Origin of the sequence: Alpinimonas psychrophila (assembly GCF_014137865.1) — a bacterium.
Lineage (GTDB): Bacteria > Actinomycetota > Actinomycetes > Actinomycetales > Microbacteriaceae > Alpinimonas > Alpinimonas psychrophila.
Genome location: NZ_JACGWU010000003.1, coordinates 79681 through 96748 on the forward strand (window position 1 = coordinate 79681; position 17068 = coordinate 96748).

General features: G+C 60.4%; 17 protein-coding genes. 8 read left to right on the forward strand and 9 right to left on the reverse strand.

Features of this window, described 5'->3' with window-relative positions:
* Positions 1 to 27 precede the first annotated feature (27 nt).
* Positions 28 to 1464, forward strand: coding sequence for an NAD(P)H-quinone dehydrogenase (locus tag FB555_RS06200; RefSeq protein WP_182484612.1), 1437 nt, complete (start codon positions 28 to 30; stop codon positions 1462 to 1464).
* 16 nt (positions 1465 to 1480) lie between these two features.
* On the opposite strand, the gene FB555_RS06205 is transcribed toward FB555_RS06200, so the two are convergent.
* The 4 genes from FB555_RS06205 to FB555_RS06220 all read right to left on the reverse strand — a co-directional run bounded on the left by FB555_RS06205 (position 1481) and on the right by FB555_RS06220 (position 5171).
* Positions 1481 to 1774 carry a HigA family addiction module antitoxin gene (locus FB555_RS06205; RefSeq protein WP_182484613.1) on the reverse strand — a complete coding sequence of 98 codons (294 nt, stop codon included), beginning with the start codon at positions 1772 to 1774 and terminating at the stop codon, positions 1481 to 1483.
* Positions 1775 to 1814: 40 nt separating this feature from the next.
* Positions 1815 to 2096, reverse strand: a complete 282-nt coding sequence (locus FB555_RS06210) for a type II toxin-antitoxin system RelE/ParE family toxin (protein WP_182484614.1) — start codon at positions 2094 to 2096, stop codon at positions 1815 to 1817.
* Between the two features lie 522 nt (positions 2097 to 2618).
* A complete protein-coding gene (locus tag FB555_RS06215) occupies positions 2619 to 4391 on the reverse strand; it encodes an acetyl/propionyl/methylcrotonyl-CoA carboxylase subunit alpha (RefSeq protein ID WP_182484615.1) in 1773 nt (590 codons plus the stop codon).
* A gap of 138 nt (positions 4392 to 4529) precedes the next feature.
* Positions 4530 to 5171 (reverse strand): Maf family protein, encoded by a 642-nt coding sequence (locus FB555_RS06220; RefSeq protein WP_182484616.1) that lies wholly within the window; start codon positions 5169 to 5171, stop codon positions 4530 to 4532.
* Positions 5172 to 5239: 68 nt separating this feature from the next.
* Here FB555_RS06220 and FB555_RS06225 point away from each other — a divergent pair, with 68 nt between their 5' ends.
* Positions 5240 to 6532, forward strand: coding sequence for a class I SAM-dependent RNA methyltransferase (locus tag FB555_RS06225; RefSeq protein ID WP_182484617.1), 1293 nt, complete (start codon positions 5240 to 5242; stop codon positions 6530 to 6532).
* On the opposite strand, the gene FB555_RS06230 is transcribed toward FB555_RS06225, so the two are convergent.
* Both FB555_RS06230 and FB555_RS06235 read right to left on the reverse strand, forming a co-directional pair.
* A complete protein-coding gene (locus FB555_RS06230) occupies positions 6529 to 6735 on the reverse strand; it encodes a hypothetical protein (RefSeq protein ID WP_182484618.1) in 207 nt (68 codons plus the stop codon). The two genes, FB555_RS06225 and FB555_RS06230, sit on opposite strands and share 4 nt — an antisense overlap.
* Positions 6735 to 8321 (reverse strand): acyl-CoA carboxylase subunit beta, encoded by a 1587-nt coding sequence (locus FB555_RS06235; RefSeq protein ID WP_182484619.1) that lies wholly within the window; start codon positions 8319 to 8321, stop codon positions 6735 to 6737. The genes FB555_RS06230 and FB555_RS06235 overlap by 1 nt, the downstream gene beginning before the upstream one ends.
* A gap of 104 nt (positions 8322 to 8425) precedes the next feature.
* Here FB555_RS06235 and FB555_RS06240 point away from each other — a divergent pair, with 104 nt between their 5' ends.
* Together FB555_RS06240 and FB555_RS06245 are read left to right on the forward strand one after the other, a co-directional pair.
* A complete protein-coding gene (locus FB555_RS06240) occupies positions 8426 to 9265 on the forward strand; it encodes a biotin--[acetyl-CoA-carboxylase] ligase (protein WP_343046422.1) in 840 nt (279 codons plus the stop codon).
* Positions 9249 to 9797: a PH domain-containing protein gene (locus FB555_RS06245; protein WP_182484621.1), complete on the forward strand. Its 549-nt coding sequence runs from the start codon at positions 9249 to 9251 to the stop codon at positions 9795 to 9797. The genes FB555_RS06240 and FB555_RS06245 overlap by 17 nt, the downstream gene beginning before the upstream one ends.
* Here FB555_RS06245 and FB555_RS06250 read toward each other — a convergent pair.
* Positions 9794 to 10588 carry a polyprenol monophosphomannose synthase gene (locus tag FB555_RS06250; RefSeq protein ID WP_182484622.1) on the reverse strand — a complete coding sequence of 265 codons (795 nt, stop codon included), beginning with the start codon at positions 10586 to 10588 and terminating at the stop codon, positions 9794 to 9796. The genes FB555_RS06245 and FB555_RS06250 overlap by 4 nt on opposite strands.
* Positions 10585 to 11088 carry a GtrA family protein gene (locus FB555_RS06255; RefSeq protein ID WP_182484623.1) on the reverse strand — a complete coding sequence of 168 codons (504 nt, stop codon included), beginning with the start codon at positions 11086 to 11088 and terminating at the stop codon, positions 10585 to 10587. The genes FB555_RS06250 and FB555_RS06255 overlap by 4 nt, the downstream gene beginning before the upstream one ends.
* A gap of 85 nt (positions 11089 to 11173) precedes the next feature.
* Between FB555_RS06255 and FB555_RS06260 the strand changes: the two genes are divergently transcribed.
* From FB555_RS06260 to FB555_RS06270, 3 genes are read left to right on the forward strand one after another with little or no spacing between them, the layout of a single operon-like run.
* Positions 11174 to 12301: a 5-(carboxyamino)imidazole ribonucleotide synthase gene (locus FB555_RS06260; protein ID WP_182484624.1), complete on the forward strand. Its 1128-nt coding sequence runs from the start codon at positions 11174 to 11176 to the stop codon at positions 12299 to 12301.
* 17 nt (positions 12302 to 12318) lie between these two features.
* On the forward strand, positions 12319 to 12819 hold the full coding sequence (gene purE / locus FB555_RS06265; RefSeq protein ID WP_182484625.1) for a 5-(carboxyamino)imidazole ribonucleotide mutase: 501 nt from the start codon (positions 12319 to 12321) through the stop codon (positions 12817 to 12819).
* Complete coding sequence (locus FB555_RS06270) at positions 12816 to 14201, forward strand: LCP family protein (protein WP_182484626.1); 1386 nt, start codon at positions 12816 to 12818, stop codon at positions 14199 to 14201. The genes purE and FB555_RS06270 overlap by 4 nt, the downstream gene beginning before the upstream one ends.
* Before the next feature lie 18 nt (positions 14202 to 14219).
* Here the strand turns inward: FB555_RS06270 and FB555_RS06275 are convergent, their stop codons facing one another.
* Positions 14220 to 15257 carry a LacI family DNA-binding transcriptional regulator gene (locus FB555_RS06275; protein ID WP_182484627.1) on the reverse strand — a complete coding sequence of 346 codons (1038 nt, stop codon included), beginning with the start codon at positions 15255 to 15257 and terminating at the stop codon, positions 14220 to 14222.
* Between the two features lie 137 nt (positions 15258 to 15394).
* On the opposite strand from FB555_RS06275, the gene FB555_RS06280 reads away from it, so the two are divergent.
* Entirely contained in the window at positions 15395 to 17032 is a 1638-nt protein-coding gene (locus FB555_RS06280; RefSeq protein WP_182484628.1) for an ABC transporter substrate-binding protein, read from the forward strand.
* The last annotated feature ends 36 nt before the right edge of the window (positions 17033 to 17068 follow it).

Consider the following 17068-nt stretch of genomic DNA (forward strand, 5'->3'; position numbering starts at 1 on the left):
ACCTGCCCGGGGCGGGAGAATGAGAGTATGCCTTTCGATTTTGAACGTACCCAGCGCATTGTCGTCATTGGTGGAGGCCCTGGAGGCTACGAGGCAGCACTGGCCGCCGCTCAGCTCGGTGCCGACGTCACTCTCATCGAACGCTCCGGCATTGGTGGCTCGGCTGTGCTGACCGACGTGGTTCCGTCAAAGACCCTCATTGCGACAGCTGAGTTCACAACAACACTCGGGCGTTCCGCGGAACTGGGCGTTCAGTACTTCGTGCGCGGCGGCGACGGCAAGCCGCAGAAGCCAGAAGTTGCCGTCAATCTTTCTGTCGTGAACAAGCGACTTCTTGGCCTTGCTCAGGACACCTCGCGAGACATGGGCCAAACACTCACCGCGGCCGGCGTCAAGGTTATCTCCGGACACGGGCGCCTTGAAGGCACCCACACAGTCGTAGTCTCCACCGACAAAGGCGGAACCGACTTCGATCGCCTCGAGGCCGACACCATTATCATTTCGGTCGGCGCGAGTCCCCGCACCCTTCCCTCGGCCATGCCCGATGGCGAACGCATTCTCACGTGGACGCAGCTCTACACCCTGACCGCCATTCCCAAGCACATGATCGTCGTGGGTTCCGGCGTGACCGGTGCCGAGTTCGCCAGCGCCTACCGCGCTTTGGGCTCCGAGGTGACGTTGGTTTCCAGCCGCGATCAGGTCCTGCCGGGTTCCGACGCTGACGCAGCCGCGGTTCTCGAAGATGTTTTTCTCCGTCGTGGTATGCGCTTGAAATCCAAGGCCCGCGCCGAATCCGTCACCCGCACCGAAAAGGGGGTGCTCGTCACGCTGGCCGATGGCTCGACCATTGAGGGTAGTCATGCCCTCATCGCGGTGGGTTCGGTTCCCAACACTGCCGATCTGGGGCTTGAAGAAGCCGGTGTCGAAATGGATGATGACGGCCGCGTTCATGTGAACCGTGTCGCCCGCACGAGTGTGCCCAATATTTACGGTGTGGGCGATTGCAGCTCGGTGATGCCGTTAGCATCCGTTGCCATCATGCAGGGCCGCACGGCTGTCTTTCATGCCCTCGGTGACGCCGTCGAACCTTTTGACGAGCGCATGGTTGCCTCCAACGTGTTTACTCAGCCGGAGATTGCGACCGTCGGCTGGAGCCAAGCGGACATTGAGGCCGGCACCATTCGTGGCACCGTCTACAAGCTCCCTTTGACCGCGAACCCGCGTGCAAAAATGCAGGGAATTCGTGACGGATTCGTCAAGCTCATTTGTACGACAACATCCGGAACCGTTATTGGTGGCGTCATTGTGGCCCCGCGCGCATCGGAACTCATTCTCTCGGTGGCGCTCGCCGTCGAACACCGTCTCACGGTCGATGACGTTGCCCGCTCGTTCGCGATCTACCCGTCAATTTCGGGCAGCATCGTCGACGCCGCGCGCTCGATGCACATCGTCAAACGTAAGTAGCGGCTGGGGCCGGAGCCTAGGCGCGCTTGCGCGGCTCAATGAAATCGAGGCTTTCGCCGAGCCGATTTTTCTCGACCTCGAGGTCGTAGTGCGACTGGAGATTAATCCAGAACTCCTCCGACGTTTCGAAGAGGCGGGCAAGGCGCAAGGCAGTGTCGGCTGTTATGCGTCTCTTGCCGTGAACAATCTCGTTGATGCGGCGAGGGGGCACTCCGATGAGGCGAGCGACCGCATGTTGGTTGAGCCCGAAGGGGTCGATGAACTCCTCGAGGAGGATTTCTCCCGGGTGAATCGGCGACTGTGTATTCATAATTGCTCTTCCCTCTCGGAAGTTCTGGCACGGGTGGTGATTAGTGGTAATCGCCAATTTCGACTGTGTCCGCTCCGCCAGCAGACCAAGTGAAACAGACTCGCCATTGGTCGTTGATTCGAATACTGTGCTGGCCCTGGCGGTTCCCCTTCAATTGCTCCAGCCGGTTTCCCGGTGGGATTCGTAAATCGTCAAGAATCATGGCCGCGTGAATCATGACGAGCTTCCGCAATGCTGGTCGAACAATTATCGGATCGATGCCTTTAACGAGCATTCTCCCCCAAAGTCTCTCGGTCTCGGCGTTGCCAAAGGAGCGAATCATCACTTAAACATAACGCGAGGCGTTATGTTTCGCAAGGCCTCGGCATGGTTATGGGCTGCGTCTACGGATTGGAGGAGATCCTTCCGAAACGATGACGAGAGGGTTGAATCTGCGGGTGTTTCGGAGCGGAGTCGCTGGGATCTCCTCCGATTCGTATGCTGGCCTATTGGGAAAACCCCGCGGCGGATCCTTGGGACCCTGTGCAGGAACCCCTTGTCGGACCCCTGGGGAACCCCCGGAGTATTCTTTGCCGCACCCAAAGTGTGCGTAACTACTGAGATTCTTCGGTTTCGAGAATGGGAGGCGCCTAACTGCGGCGAAGTTGCCGGGCGCGGAAAAAATTATCAGGAGTTACGAACATCTCTATAGCGACAAACGTTGGAAGGGCGTCACAAAGCCGGCCGTACTGGCCGCAGTCCGCGTGGCTGAGCAAGGTAGGGCAGGCAGGGTTGGACAAGCCGGGCAGGTGTCGAGTGCTGAAGGCTGGAAGTCTGACGCGGAGTCAGATCCGTACAGCAGCGACTATTTCCCGTCGATGTTGAGCAGTACGTGACCGTTCGAGACGGTCTGGCCCACGACAGCGTTGATGTTGCTGATGACGCCATCACGGTGCGCGGCAACGGGCTGCTCCATCTTCATGGCTTCCAACACGAGGATCAGGTCGCCCTTGACGACCGTCTGGCCCTCGGTGACCGCGACTTTGACCACGGTGGCTTGCATGGGCGCCTTGACGACAGTGCCCATTGCGGAGCCCGCAACGTTGGCGCTCGTCTTGCGCTGAGGCGGGGGCCCCATCGTTGCGAGGTCATCGGACGTGGCTCGCAAGAGCTTGGCGGGAAGCGAAACCTCGATGCGGCGACCGTCAACTTCGACGACCACGTGCTGCCGTTTGGCCAGCGACGGAGTCTCTTCGGCTTCGCCGCTCCACGCCTCAATCTGGTTGTCGAATTCGGTCTCAATCCACCGCGTGTAAATCGTGAATGGTTTGTCGCCCTCAGGCGCAAAGGCCGGGTCGCGCACGATCGCGCGATGGAAGGGCAGCACGGTGGGGAGGCCAGCAACCTCGAACTCGTCGAGGGCACGGCGGGCCCGTTGAAGCGCATCCTGGCGCGTGGCGCCGGTGACGATGAGCTTGGCCAACAGAGAGTCGAACGAGCCCGAAATGATATCGCCGGATTGAACACCGGTGTCGACGCGCACGCCGGGGCCGCTCGCGGGCCGGAACACGTGAACGGGGCCGGGGGCAGGCATAAAGTTGCGGCCAGCATCCTCGCCATTGATACGGAATTCGAAGGAGTGACCAGTGGGCACGGGGTCGCCATAGTCGAGCACCCCACCCTCGGCCAAGCGGAACTGCTCGCGCACGAGGTCAATTCCGGTGATCTCTTCGGACACAGGGTGCTCAACCTGCAGCCGCGTGTTGACCTCCAGGAAGGAGACGGTGCCATCCTTGCCGATCAAGAACTCGCAGGTGCCGGCACCCACGTAGCCAACCTCCCGCAAAATGGCCTTGGATGCGCGGTATAGCTCGGTGTTTTGAGCCTCGGTCAAGAAAGGGGCAGGGGCCTCTTCGACCAGCTTCTGGTGGCGACGCTGAAGCGAGCAGTCGCGGGTGGAGACGACGACGACGTTGCCGAACGCATCTGCGAGGCACTGCGTCTCTACGTGGCGAGGCTCATCGAGGTACTTCTCCACGAAGCACTCACCGCGACCAAAAGCGGCAACGGCCTCGCGCGTGGCGGAGTCAAACATTTCGGGTATCTCGTCACGGGTGCGGGCCACCTTGAGACCGCGACCACCGCCACCGAACGCAGCTTTGATGGCAACCGGCAGGCCGTGGATGTCGACGAAGTCGAGCACTTCCTGCGCACCCGAAACGGGGTTGAGCGTTCCGGGGGCCAGGGGCGCCCCCACGCGCTCAGCGATGTGGCGGGCCGAAACCTTGTCGCCCAACTGCTCGATGGCTTCGGGGGAGGGCCCAATCCAAATCATGCCGGCATCGATGACGGCGCGCGCAAAGTCAGCGTTCTCGGCCAAAAATCCGTAGCCGGGGTGAATCGCGTCGGCGCCGGAGCGGCGAGCTATGGCCAAAATCTTGTCGATGACCAAATAGGTTTCGGCGCTGGTGGTGCCACCGAGGGCGTACGCCTCATCGGCCAGCTTGGAATGCAAGGCATCCCGGTCCTGATCGGCGTAGACGGCAACCGAGGCAATGCCACTATCTTTCGCGGCCCGAATAACACGAACGGCAATTTCGCCACGATTGGCAATGAGGACCTTTTTGATGCGCGACATAGGTCTCAGCCTATCCAGAGCACCCCCGTCGGCGTTGTCTCCCGCGAACAAAAAATCATTCGAGTCGTAGCGGATGCCTACAAGCCCCGCGGCTCAGATGCTTCCGGTAGGCACGAGCCGTTCGGCCTGAAGAACGAACTAGTTGCGGTTCCAGAGATCCGGCCAGAACACGTCGAGGCGTCCGGCCAGGCGGCGCACCGTGGGCACCGAGACGCCGACAACCGTTGAGGGGTCGCCCTCGATGCGCTCGATGAAGGGAGCTCCGAGGCTATCGATGGTGAAGGCTCCGGCGACCTTGAGGGGTTCACCGCTGGCAATGTACGCGTCGAGTTCGGCATCCGAAATGTCGTTGGCAAAGGTAACGGCAGCCACGGCAACTTCGCCCACGGCCGAGTTCACTTGCCCTCCCCGGTAGTCAATCAGCCAGTGCCCGGAGAAAAGGTGCCCCGTGCGTCCGCGCTGCAGGTGCCAGCGCTCGCGCGCAACCTCGGGGGTGTGTGGTTTGCCATAGATGGTGTCATCAAGCACGAACGCGGAGTCGCCTCCGAGCACCAGTCCATCGAGGGGTGCTCCATCCACCAGGGTCGCGAGCACGGCTTCGGCCTTTGCCTTGGCGAGCAGTTCCACCATTTCGCTGGGGGACAGCGGTCCGGTCAGTGATTCGGCTAAACGCACGACCTCATCCTCATCCACCTCGCTAGGGACGACAATCGGCTCAATGCCCGCGGCCCGCAGGGTTGCCAGGCGAGCGGGAGAGGTGGAAGCCAGGTACAGGCGCATTGTGCTCCGATGGGAAAGTTTGGGCGGGTGGTGGATGGGGCGCACCTCAAGTATGAGATTCTTAGAGGATGGCCTCACGCATTTCACCCAATGACCGCGGTTCCGAATTCATCGGATCCGAGTACGAACTCGAGATTACCAACGTTGCCCATGGCGGCGTGGGCGTTTCGCGGCATGAGGGCCGTGTCATTTTTGTTGCCGACACGATCCCCGGTGAGACCGTGCGTGCCCGCATTACGGATGCGACCCAGAAGTCGTTCTGGCGCGCCGACACTGTTGAGGTGCTCAAGGCATCACCTCACCGCCAACCCCACATTTGGGCGGCAGCCAGCGTCGATCTCGACCCCCGCGACCGCGCCGGGGGAGCCGAGTTCGGCCATATCACGCTCGCTCGTCAGCGTGAGCTGAAAGAGTTTGTTCTTACCGATTCGCTCTCCCGCATGGCGCACCTCACCCAAGAGGTCACGGTTGAGGCACTGCCGGGCGATGAGGAATCGAAGGGCACCAACTGGCGCACGCGCGTTCGCTTGCATGTGGATGAGGGCGGCACCGTCGGCCCCTATGCCGCTCGCAGCCACCGGGTAATTCCCGTTCGTGATCTTCCACTGGCCACCGATACGTTGGCTCAGTTGGCGCCGCTCGGCGGCTTCATGCCCGACATGGAATATGTCGACCTCATCGATCCCAGCGGCGAAGAACCCCGCATGATCGTGACCTCGCGCGAGGCAGGTCGTGTCAAAGTTCGTCCCGCGCGTGACCCGCTGCGCGAAATCGTCGGCAATCGCGAGTTCGCCGTTGACGCCCGCGGCTTCTGGCAGGTTCACCGGCAAGCTGCCACGACGCTTTCGACGGCCGTCACCGCCATGATTGATGAGGAGCTCTTCGAGCCCCACGCCGCCAACCTCGATCTCTATGGCGGCGTCGGACTGTTCGCCGCTGCCATCGGCGACCGCTTTGGTTCCTCGACGGGAATGACTGTTGTGGAATCGGATGACATGGCTGTCGCCTACGCCGCCGAGAACCTCGCAGAGTGGGCCGGTGCGTACGCCATTTCTGCTCGCGTTGATGACTTCATGCGCGACCTGGTCGACAACGCCACCGCCGATGAGAAGGTCTACTTTGAGCAAGCCACGGTAGTGCTCGATCCTCCTCGCGCCGGCGCCGGCCGGGATGTTATTGAGGGCCTCGCTCAGATGCGTCCCGCCCAAATCATCTATGTTGCCTGTGACCCCGTGGCTCTGGCCCGCGATGTTGAGTCCCTCGCGCGCCTCGGCTACAAAATGGCGAACCTGCGTGCGTTCGACCTGTTCCCCAACACGCACCACGTTGAGGCCATTGCCCGCTTCATCCCGGCGGGTTAGTGGTTGTAATCCCACCCAAAGGTGCGGGTGCCACGAATGTCACCGCGAATGGCACGTTGGCTGCGTGACCAGCGCGAGGGGCCAACGCCGCTCACGGCGTGCTCCAGAGCAGACTCTTCGTCAATTTGGGCGTCCAAAACGGCTTCGACCGCAGCTTGCTCTTCAGGGCTGGCCCCCTGGGTGATGAACCTAATCGCACTCATTAGAGCGGAATGTTTCCGTGCTTCTTGGGCGGCAACGACGCGCGTTTGCCGCGCAACGATCGCAACGCCTTGATGACAGCCACGCGGGTGGCGGCGGGCTCAATCACGCCATCCAGCTCGCCGCGCTCGGCTGCCAAGAACGGGCTGGCCACGTTGTAGGTGTACTCGTTTGCGAGTTTCGTGCGCACGGCGGCAACGTCTTCGCCGGCACCTTCAGCCTGCTTTATTTCGTTGCGGTACAAAATGTTGACGGCGCCTTGGCCGCCCATGACGGCGATCTCGGCCGTAGGCCACGCAAGGTTGATGTCGGCACCGAGTTGCTTCGAGCCCATGACGATGTAGGCGCCGCCGTAGGCCTTGCGAGTGATGACGGTGACGAGAGGCACGGTTGCTTCGGCGTATGCGTAGAGCAGCTTGGCGCCTCGGCGAATGACGCCGGTCCATTCCTGATCGGTGCCCGGAAGGAATCCAGGAACATCCACCAGGGTAAGAATCGGAATCGAGAAGGCATCGCAGAACCGAACGAAACGGCTGGCCTTCTCACCCGCCTCAATGTTCAAGGTGCCGGCCATCTGGCTGGGTTGGTTGGCCACGATGCCCACCGAGCGGCCCTCGACCCGGGCGAAGCCAATCACGATGTTGGGCGCAAAAAGCGGCTGGACTTCGAGGAAGTCTTGATTGTCGACCACGTGGCGAATGACTTCGTGCACGTCATAGGGCTGGTTCGTGGAATCAGGAATCAGTGTGTTGATCTTGCGGTCGGCCTCGGTGATTTCCAGTTCGACGTTGCTCTCGTAGACGGGCAGCTCGGCCATGTTGTTATCGGGCAAAAAGCTCACGAGGGTGCGGGCGTAGTCCAGTGCGTCACTCTCATCCGACGCCAAGTAATGCGAGACACCAGAGATGCTGTTGTGCGTGAGCGCGCCACCGAGCTCCTCCATGCCGACATCTTCACCCGTCACGGTCTTGATGACGTCGGGGCCGGTCACAAACATTTGACTGGTTTTGTCCACCATGATCACGAAGTCGGTCAAGGCGGGGGAGTAGACGGCGCCACCGGCGGCAGGGCCCATGATGATGGAAATCTGGGGGATAACACCGGATGCCGCCGTGTTGCGGCGGAAAATCTCGCCGTACTTGCCGAGCGCAACGACACCCTCTTGGATCCGCGCTCCGCCCGAATCGAGGATTCCGAAGATGGGGACCCCCGTTTTGAGGGCGAGGTCCATGACCTTGATGATCTTCTCACCGGCAACCTCGCCGAGTGACCCACCGAACACGGTGAAATCCTGCGAGTACACGGCAACCTGACGACCGTGAATCGTGCCGGTCCCGGTCACGACGGCATCGCCGTAGGGGCGCTTGGCATCCATGCCGAACGCCGTGGTGCGGTGGCGCACGAATTCGTCCAGCTCCACAAAGGATCCGGGGTCCAGTAGCTCGGTGATGCGCTCACGCGCCGTCATCTTGCCCTTGGCGTGTTGCTTCTCTTTGGCGACCTCACCACTGGCGATGACCGCCTCGTGGTAACGATCCTTGAGGTCGGCAAGCTTTCCAGCGGTAGTGAACTGGTCTGTAGTTTTCATCTCGGCACTCACGTTTTCACTCTACTTGCCGGTCCCTAGCGAATAGGGTTAGAGAACACCTACAAAAAAACTGTGGCGATAACCGCCACAATGTTCATATGCATGTGCCGTTGAGTACCGCCGTTTGCCCAACCATGACCTGGACCTCGTCGGTGGGCTCCACAAATGTGGTGTTGCGTCAGCGGGCAACCCAAGAATCCCCGGTGGAGGCCCCGGACTTTACGGTACTGGCTACCGACAATCAGACCGCCGGACGTGGGCGCCTGGACCGGACGTGGATAGCGCCTGCCGGCGGGTCGCTCGCCGTCTCGGTGCTCCTTCGCCCCCAAACGCCTTCGTCTCGTCCGCTCGAGATGGCCGCCTTCGGCTGGTACTCGCTGCTCGCAGGATTGGCGATGACGCGCGCGTGTGCGTCCGTTCTGGAGGTGCCCGCCACCGCCACCCTCAAATGGCCCAACGACGTCTTGGTCAACCACAAAAAGGTCAGCGGCATTCTCACCGAACTCGTGATAACGCCCACGGGCCCGGCGCTCATCATCGGTGCCGGCGTCAACCTCACCCTCACCGCTGATCAACTCCCGACGCCCACCTCCACCTCGTTGACGCTTGCGGGAGTCACCCCGGAACAGCAGGGTGATCTGCTCGACTCCGTGCTGGCGGCGTACCTCACCGAGCTCAGGCGACTCACCGCAGTCTTTGCCGCGGCCGAGGGAGACGTCGAATCCTCGGGAGTCCGGGCCCAGGTCGTCAAGGCGTGCGACACCATCGGGCGTTCGGTTCGCGTGGAACTTCCGTCGGGTCAAAGTCCGATTGGAACAGCAACGGGTCTCGACTCACAGGGCTGTTTGTGGGTGGATCTCGGAACAGATGCGCCGCCCCTCGTGGTGGCAGCCGGCGACGTGACCCATCTCAGGGTATTAATGGAGGATGCCCAACCCGACTGACACCATTGCCGTTGTTCCGCTGACTCCGGAACGAGCCGAACCTGTCGTGGCTCGCCTCCGTCGTCACGGCCGCGTTTTGGTGCTTCCGTCAATCGCCCTCATCGTGCTCGCCGGGGTTGCCGGTTACGGCCCCTCGCTCTTGACGGAGGCGTGGATGATGACGCCATTCTGGATCGTCACCGCCGCCCTGGTTTTACTGCTGTGGATTCTGCCGTTGGTGACGTGGATGGGTGGCCGGGTCATCATCACGACCCGTCGCGTCATCGTCTACAACGGTTTTTTGGTGCGTACGCGCCAAGAAATCTTGTGTGCTCGGATCCATGACGTGACGGTGCGGCGTACCGCGATTCAGGGTATTTTTGGCTCAGGCGACGTGCTGCTCAACACGGGAGCGGAGAAACAAATTCGCTTGCGTGATTTGCCAAAGCCGAACCTTGTGCTCTCAGCACTCACCGATCTCGTGGAGAAAAATGCTCCGCTGCGCATGCAGCTTCAGCGCGACGACGCGCGCTGGAACACCGACGAAATTTAGCGGATGACGTTGTCGCTGCGGGTGTAATCCGCAACGAACGCGCTTTTGCCCAAGAGTTTGCGCCAGGTGCGTTGGATGCCCCAGACCGTTACTTTCGACATGGCTTCCAGCACGATTGCCTGGCTCATCTTTGATTCGCCTAGGGTGCGCTCGCGGAATTCAATGGGAACCTCGACGATGGTGAATCCCGCATCCGAAACGCGGAGGGTCATGTCGATTTGAAAGCAATAGCCGTGCGAGTTGACGTCTTCAAAGTGGATGGTGCGCAACACGTCGGCACGGAAGGCTCGATAACCGGCCGTGGCGTCTTTGACGGTGAGTCCCAGCATGGCGCGGGCGTAGGTGTTTCCGCCGCGGCTCAAGACCAAACGATGCAGGGGCCAGTTGACGACCGAGCCACCCGTGGTCCAACGTGAGCCGATAGCCAAGCCCGGGGTGTTGGCAAGCGCGCTGTTGGGCGCGGGGGTGACGCTCGCGATGAGGGTGGCGAGGGACTCAGCCGGGTGCGATCCATCCGCATCCATCTCGACCAGAATGTCATAACCGTGGTCGAGCCCCCACGTGAAACCGGCGATGTAGGCGTCGCCCAGGCCGTTCTTGACGGTGCGGTGCAAGACGTGAAGTTGGCTATCCGTCAGGGCCATTTCATCGGCAAGACGGCCGGTCCCATCGGGGCTTCCGTCGTCGATAATCAGGATGTCGGCGCTGGAAACCGCGCGGCGAACATTACCGACAATGACGGGAAGGTTTCCAAGTTCGTTGTATGTGGGAATGAGAATCAGGGTAGTCATGCGTTGACGCTCTCCAAGGATTTCTTCGACGACTTTCCGCGGTTGGGGTTAAAGACCCAGTAGCGGTAGAGCACAAAGCGCAAGGCCGTGCCTAGGCCAAGGCCGATGACGTTGCCCGCGATATTGTCGGAAATGATGTCGCGCAGACCAAGAACGTGGTGGCTGATCCACAGACAGGCCAGGGCCACAATCATGCCGGCCACGGAAGCGAGAACGAATTCAACGAGTTCGCGGAACACCGGGGAAGTTCGGTGTTTGCGGAAGGTCCAGAAGCGGTTTCCCAGCCAGTTGAAGACAATGGCGACCGACGTGCTGACGACTTTCGCGCCCAGCGCCGAGGTCCACCATTCTTGTTGGGCGCCCGAGATCTCGAGGTAACGCAATAAGTTGAAGATGCCGACGTCTATCACGAAGCCGATCAGTCCAACGATGCCAAACTTGACAATAGATCCGACGATGCCCGCTCGTAGCTTGGCAATAATCGAATCGGCGTTGCTCATTGGTGGTTCTCCTGATGGTGGGACTTTGTGACGGTGCACAGAATCATCGTGAACGATAAACTTATCAATACTTGAGAGGCGAGCAATGAACACTGTAGTTGGCGTTATTGGCGGGGGCCAATTGGCCCGAATGATGGTGCCTCCAGCAATAAATCTAGGGCTTGAAATCCGAGTGTTTGCTGAGAGTGAGAGTTCACCAGCCGAAATGGCGGCCACGGCCATTGGCGACTACACCAATGTGGACTCCGTATTCGCGTTCGCGCAAGGCTGCGACGTCGTCACCTTTGATCATGAGCATGTCCCCCAAGCCGTTCTGACCGAGCTTGTCCGTCGGGGAATTAGGGTGCGGCCCAGCCCAGAGTCCCTCATTTTTGCGCAAGACAAACTCCTCATGCGGGAGCGGTTGGCGGCGCTGGGAATTCCCGTTCCTGGCTGGGCAAAAGCGTCCACGGCCGCCGAGGTCGATTCTTTCCTACTTGAATATGGTGGACGAGCTGTGGCCAAAGTGGCGCGCGGCGGCTACGACGGCAAGGGCGTTCGCATCATCACGTCTTCGGCTGATATCACGCAGTGGCTCACCGCCCTCGCCCCGGGAGAGTCCCTCTTACTCGAGGAGCTCGTCTCGTTCCGCCGTGAATTGGCTCAGCTTGTCGCCCGGCGTCCCTCGGGCGAACTTGCCCTGTGGCCGGTTGTCGAAACCGTTCAGCAAGACGGTGTGTGTAGTGAGGTCATCGCACCGGCGCCCCACTCCGCGGGACGCATCGCCGACGTCGCTGCGCAGATTGCCGCTGACATTGCCGAAGGCTTGAACGTCACCGGGGTGATGGCCGTCGAATTATTCGAGACTACGGATGACCGCATCCTGGTGAATGAACTGGCCATGCGCCCTCATAACAGCGGTCACTGGAGCATTGATGGGTCGACCACGAGTCAATTTGAGCAGCACTTGCGGGCCGTTCTTGACTTACCTCTTGGAGCAACCGGCATGACGGAACCGTTTAGTGTCATGGTGAACATCCTGGGCGGTCCACAAGCGGGCGGGTTACCTTCGCGTTATGCGCAAGCCATGAAGTTGCATCCCACGGCAAAGTTTCACAGTTACGGCAAGGAGGGGCGGCCCGGACGAAAGGTTGGGCATGTCACCGCCTCGGGGGATGACCTAGCAGACGTTGCCTATCAAGCGCGTGGCGCATCGGCATTCTTCCAGCACTGACACCTACCATTAAGCTCATGCCTGAATTGCGCCCGCTCGTCGCCGTCGTCATGGGTTCCGATTCCGATTGGAACGTCATGAGTGCGGCCGTTGCCGTGTTGAATGACTTCGGCGTCCCTCACGAAGTTGAAGTACTCTCGGCGCATCGCACGCCGGAAAAGATGATTGCCTTTGGCAAAACGGCTGTAGCGCGCGGGCTCAAGGTCATCATTGCCGGTGCCGGTGGCGCGGCCCATCTCCCCGGCATGCTCGCGAGCGTGACACCGCTTCTTGTCGTTGGCGTTCCGGTTCCCCTTTCCCGTCTTGACGGCATGGACTCACTCCTGTCGATCGTGCAAATGCCTGCCGGGGTGCCCGTGGCCACGGTCTCCATTGGTGGCGCGACGAATGCGGCGCTGATCGCCGTCAAAATTTTGGCGACCAGCGACCCCATCCTGCTGGCGCGCCTCGAAGAGTACGCCGAAGGCCTCGCCCTCACGGTGGAAGAAAAGAACCGGGCGCTCAAATCTCAACTATGACGATGTCAAGCCCCATGCGTTACCCCGATTCCAGCTCCGCGAAGGTCATGACGACCCGTGGCTGGTGGCTCGTGGTGCTCAATTTCCTTCTCCCAGGCTCCGCGCAGACCATGGCGGGCAACCAACGTCTCGGCCGTTTTGGGCTGCGAGCGACCCTGACGGCCTGGGGCATCGTGATCGTCGTGTTCGTCCTGTATCTCCTGTGGCCGACATCCGTCTATTTTTTGGGCACCTGGAACGTCAGCCTTTTTGTGGGCCAGATGGCCATGTTCTTCTACGCTATTCTTTGGGTCGTTCTCACCTTTGACACATTGCGCTTGGTGCGGATCGTCAAGACCACGCCCTCCGCCCGCGGTTGGATTGCGGGACTCTCGGTGGTCATGCTCGTGCTCTCGGCGGGAGGAATCGCTTACGCCGGGACGCTCACGGGGGGCTTGAACGGTGCCCTGTCAAAAATTTTCGTTGCGGGGCCGACGCAGGAGCCCATAGACGGCCGGTATAACTTTCTCTTGCTCGGCGGGGATGCGGGCCCTGACCGGGACGGATTGCGCCCCGATACGACGCAGGTTGTCAGCATTGATGCCACAACGGGGGCCGCCACGATAATTGGGATCCCTCGTGACCTTCAGTCCATTCCTTTCTCGGCGGGTTCGCCCATGTTGAGTATCTATCCCAATGGGTATAGCCAAGATTCTGGCGAGTACTGTACGCGCTGGGCCTGCCTCAACACGGTCTACGTTGCTGCTGAGATGGACCACCCCGAGCTGTACCCCAATGCTGTTTCGGAGGGCTCGTCGCCCGGTATCGAGGCAATGAAAGACGCTGCCGAGGGAATCACGGGACTGACAATTCAGTATTACGTTTTGATCGACATGCAGGGTCTGAGCGAGTTGATTGACTCGCTCGGTGGCGTCACCATTGACGTGACCCAACGCGTAGCAATCGCGGAACCCGAAACGTCCGAGGCGAACGTTGCCGAATGGATTGAGGTTGGCCCGCAGCACCTCGATGGCTATCACGCACTCTGGTACGCGCGATCACGCTGGGGCGGCGAAGGCGACTATGACCGCATGGTGCGCCAGCAGGAGTTGCAGACGGCGCTTCTCCAGCAGATGACGCCGACCAATGTTTTGGCGAAATTCCAAGATATCGCTGCCGCGGGAACTCAAGTTGTGAAGACAAATATTCCGCAATCGATGCTCGGGTATTTCGTGGATCTCGGCATGAAAACGCGCGCGGTGCCCCCGACAAAGATTGCGCTGACGCCCGCCAATCCAGACTTCCCCGTGGACACGGAGTTCCCGGATTACCCGGCTATCCAGGCGTACATCAACCAGGTTCTCTACCCGCCGACGCCTACGGCAACTCCGGCCATCAACTAAAACTTGCCTGGTCGATGCCTACGCCGAAGGGCGTGTTGTCGAACCGCGCACCCGCAGCGTGTTCTGTACGGGCGGTGGCGCGACGGCGTTTTCGTCGTCCAGTCTTCGTAACAAAAAATCTACGGCGGCGCGGGCAGTTTCTTCGGGGGCCAGATCAACCGAGGTGATGGTGGGCACGGCACTGCGGGTTTGTTCGGCATCTGAACCGGCGACGATCAAGAGGTCCCTTGGAATTTCAAGGCCTCGCTCCTGAAAGCGTGCCTGCAGTCCAGCTGCCCCACGGCCTGTCAGAAAATAAACAGCATCGGGCAGACCCCGCGCATCGGCCAGCATCGCGTCGGCGACGACGCGGCCACCCGTTTCGCCAGTGGTCTCATCTTGGTGATACACAATGGCGTCTTGGGGATGCGCCAGTATCCATTCCGCGTATGCCTGCATGCTGTCGGCGTACCATGCGTTGTCATCAGTTCCCGTCACCAAGGCGATCCGTTTGGCCCCTTGGGCGCTCAAGTGTTCGAAGACCACGGTGGCATCGGTGACCCCGCCGGATTCGAGCCAATTTTCAAAATTCGGGCGCTCGATGTCTCTCCCGACTGTGACGAGAGGGATGTCGCTTCGATCGAGCAACTCGATCACGGGGTCGTTGCCCACCGGGTCGCACACAATGAACCCATCCACGCCGAGAGCAATGGCGGGAGCATTCTGTTTCGTGGGGTCGCGCACGAGCATCAGACCAAAGCCGCGATCCAGGGACTCGACAGCGGCGGCCCCGACGAAACGAACGAAATAGTCAACTCCCTCGGGCTGGTAGGTCTCCAGCGAATCAAGCGGGCGAATGACGAGGCCAATGACGCCCAGCCGGTTACCCCGCAGACGCCGGGCAATGGGATTGGGGCTATAACCCAGGGCCGCGGCAGCATCCAAAACACGTTGCCGCGTTGCGGCGGCCACGATGCCCTTCGTATTGAGGGAATGAGAAACCGTGGTGATGGAAACTCCTGCGTGGCGCGCAACGTCATGGATGGTCGCGCGTCGCCTGTCCCTGTCTGCAGTCATATACGGCACATTACCGGATTATCACGATTAGCAAATCGTTTTGTAAAAAGCTCGCACAAAACGTTTTGTGCGATTAGGTTACATAAAAGAGTTCTTGTTCAATTCACCAATCCATCCGTCATAACAAGGAGCCCCTCATGAAACAGAAGAAGAAAGCAGTCGCCGTTCTGGCGGTTCTGGCACTCGCCCTCACCGGGTGTTCCGCCGGAGCCACCACTGCCACCCCCGGCCTGGCGATCAATGACTTGCTCGTCACGACTCCCGCTGCCACGGGTGACCTCGCCTTGGCTACCTGGAACCTCCCGATGGGGGAGCCGGCATCGTTGGACCCCATCAAGGCCTTCAACTACCCCGAAAACACTGTGGTCGCAAACCTCTGCGAGGGGCTCATGCAACTGCAGCCGGATTACACGATTACTCCCGGTTTGGCCGAGAAAGTCGTGAGCCCCAATGCCTCGACGTTCGTCTACACAATTCGCCAGGGCGTCACGTTCTGGGACGGAACCGCGATGACGGCCGACGATGTCGTCTTTAGCCTCAATCGCCAGCTGAACCCCGATGAGGGTAGCTACTGGGCCGGCGGTCTTGTCAACAACATTGCGTCCATCACCAAGACGGGCGATTGGGAAGTTACCGTTGCCCTCACCAAGCCCGACAGCACATTCAATTCCTACATGGTGACTCCCGTGGGGAACGTCGTCTCCCAGGCATTCCGCGAAGCAGCCGGCGAAAACTTCGGAACGCCCACTGGCAAGGTCATGTGCACCGGCCCCTTCTCCGTCGGAGATTGGAACCAAGGCCAGTCCATTTCGTTGATGCGTAATGACTCCTACTGGAACCCGACCAAGATGGCCAAGACCGCCCAGATTGACATCAACTTCATCGTTGACTCCGCTGCCATCGCGAATGCGTTGACGACCGGCGCCATCGACGGTTCCTATGATGTTCCCCTCGGTGCCATCACAGCCCTGAAAGGTGCCACGAACGGAACGCTGTATCTCGGACGTTCAACTCAACTCGTTGCCATCATTGGTACGGGAAACGGCGCATTCGCTGACCCCGCCGTTCGTCAGGCACTCATGATGGCCACGGATCGTGACGCAATTGCGGCAACCGTTTTTGAAGGAACGGCCACGGCATCATCTTCGCTGGTCCCCAACAATGGCTGGTCGTACGGTGCGAGCACCTTTGAAAAGGGCCGCGCGGCACTGCCTGCATCAACGGTTGATATCGCAGGAGCCAAGAAGGTTCTTGAGGGCGCAACGGTGGATATCACCCAGACGATCAAGATTGTCTACCCCTCCGAGCGCACCTACTACGCCGACATCATCTCGGAAATTGCGAACGGTGCCCGCTCCATTGGGCTGACGGTCGAACCAGAGGGCGTTCCTAGCGCTCAGTTCGGTGCGTTCTTCTCAGATTCCGCAGCGCGTGCCGGTCACGATGCTTTCGTCACGAACAACTACATGGATGTTCCAGACCCCCTGGCCTTCCTGCGCACCATCGTCGGCACCGGCGGATCTCAGAATTACAACGGCTTCAGCAACGCGAAAATTGACGGTTTGCTCGATCAGGCAGCTGCTGCGGCTACCGACGACGAGCGTGCCACGATTGTCAACGAAATTCAGGCTCTCGCTATGGCTGAGTTGCCCTGGATTCCCATTGTTGATCCTTCGGTACGACTGTTCATGAGTGATCGAGTGACGGGTGTTCCTGCGTCGTTCGTTTACCTCTACTACCCCTGGGCCGCTGACCTCGGCGCATCAGGTAAGTAGTTCACCCGTGAGGGGGCACCATGCCCCCTCACGGTT

Excerpts from the sequence above, each read along its gene's own strand:
- FB555_RS06255 (WP_182484623.1), bottom strand. The coding sequence starts at position 11,088 with ATGAGCAACGCCGATTCGATTATTGCCAAGCTACGAGCGGGCATCGTC.
- FB555_RS06230 (WP_182484618.1), bottom strand. The coding sequence starts at position 6,735 with ATGAGTGCGATTAGGTTCATCACCCAGGGGGCCAGCCCTGAAGAGCAA.
- FB555_RS06200 (WP_182484612.1), top strand. The coding sequence starts at position 28 with ATGCCTTTCGATTTTGAACGTACCCAGCGCATTGTCGTCATTGGTGGA.
- FB555_RS06225 (WP_182484617.1), top strand. The coding sequence starts at position 5,240 with ATGGCCTCACGCATTTCACCCAATGACCGCGGTTCCGAATTCATCGGA.
- FB555_RS06220 (WP_182484616.1), bottom strand. The coding sequence starts at position 5,171 with ATGCGCCTGTACCTGGCTTCCACCTCTCCCGCTCGCCTGGCAACCCTG.
- FB555_RS06280 (WP_182484628.1), top strand. The coding sequence starts at position 15,395 with ATGAAACAGAAGAAGAAAGCAGTCGCCGTTCTGGCGGTTCTGGCACTC.
- purE (WP_182484625.1), top strand. The coding sequence starts at position 12,319 with ATGCCTGAATTGCGCCCGCTCGTCGCCGTCGTCATGGGTTCCGATTCC.
- FB555_RS06235 (WP_182484619.1), bottom strand. The coding sequence starts at position 8,321 with ATGAAAACTACAGACCAGTTCACTACCGCTGGAAAGCTTGCCGACCTC.
- FB555_RS06210 (WP_182484614.1), bottom strand. The coding sequence starts at position 2,096 with ATGATTCGCTCCTTTGGCAACGCCGAGACCGAGAGACTTTGGGGGAGA.
- FB555_RS06270 (WP_182484626.1), top strand. The coding sequence starts at position 12,816 with ATGACGATGTCAAGCCCCATGCGTTACCCCGATTCCAGCTCCGCGAAG.
- FB555_RS06215 (WP_182484615.1), bottom strand. The coding sequence starts at position 4,391 with ATGTCGCGCATCAAAAAGGTCCTCATTGCCAATCGTGGCGAAATTGCC.
- FB555_RS06260 (WP_182484624.1), top strand. The coding sequence starts at position 11,174 with ATGAACACTGTAGTTGGCGTTATTGGCGGGGGCCAATTGGCCCGAATG.
- FB555_RS06245 (WP_182484621.1), top strand. The coding sequence starts at position 9,249 with ATGCCCAACCCGACTGACACCATTGCCGTTGTTCCGCTGACTCCGGAA.
- FB555_RS06275 (WP_182484627.1), bottom strand. The coding sequence starts at position 15,257 with ATGACTGCAGACAGGGACAGGCGACGCGCGACCATCCATGACGTTGCG.
- FB555_RS06205 (WP_182484613.1), bottom strand. The coding sequence starts at position 1,774 with ATGAATACACAGTCGCCGATTCACCCGGGAGAAATCCTCCTCGAGGAG.
- FB555_RS06250 (WP_182484622.1), bottom strand. The coding sequence starts at position 10,588 with ATGACTACCCTGATTCTCATTCCCACATACAACGAACTTGGAAACCTT.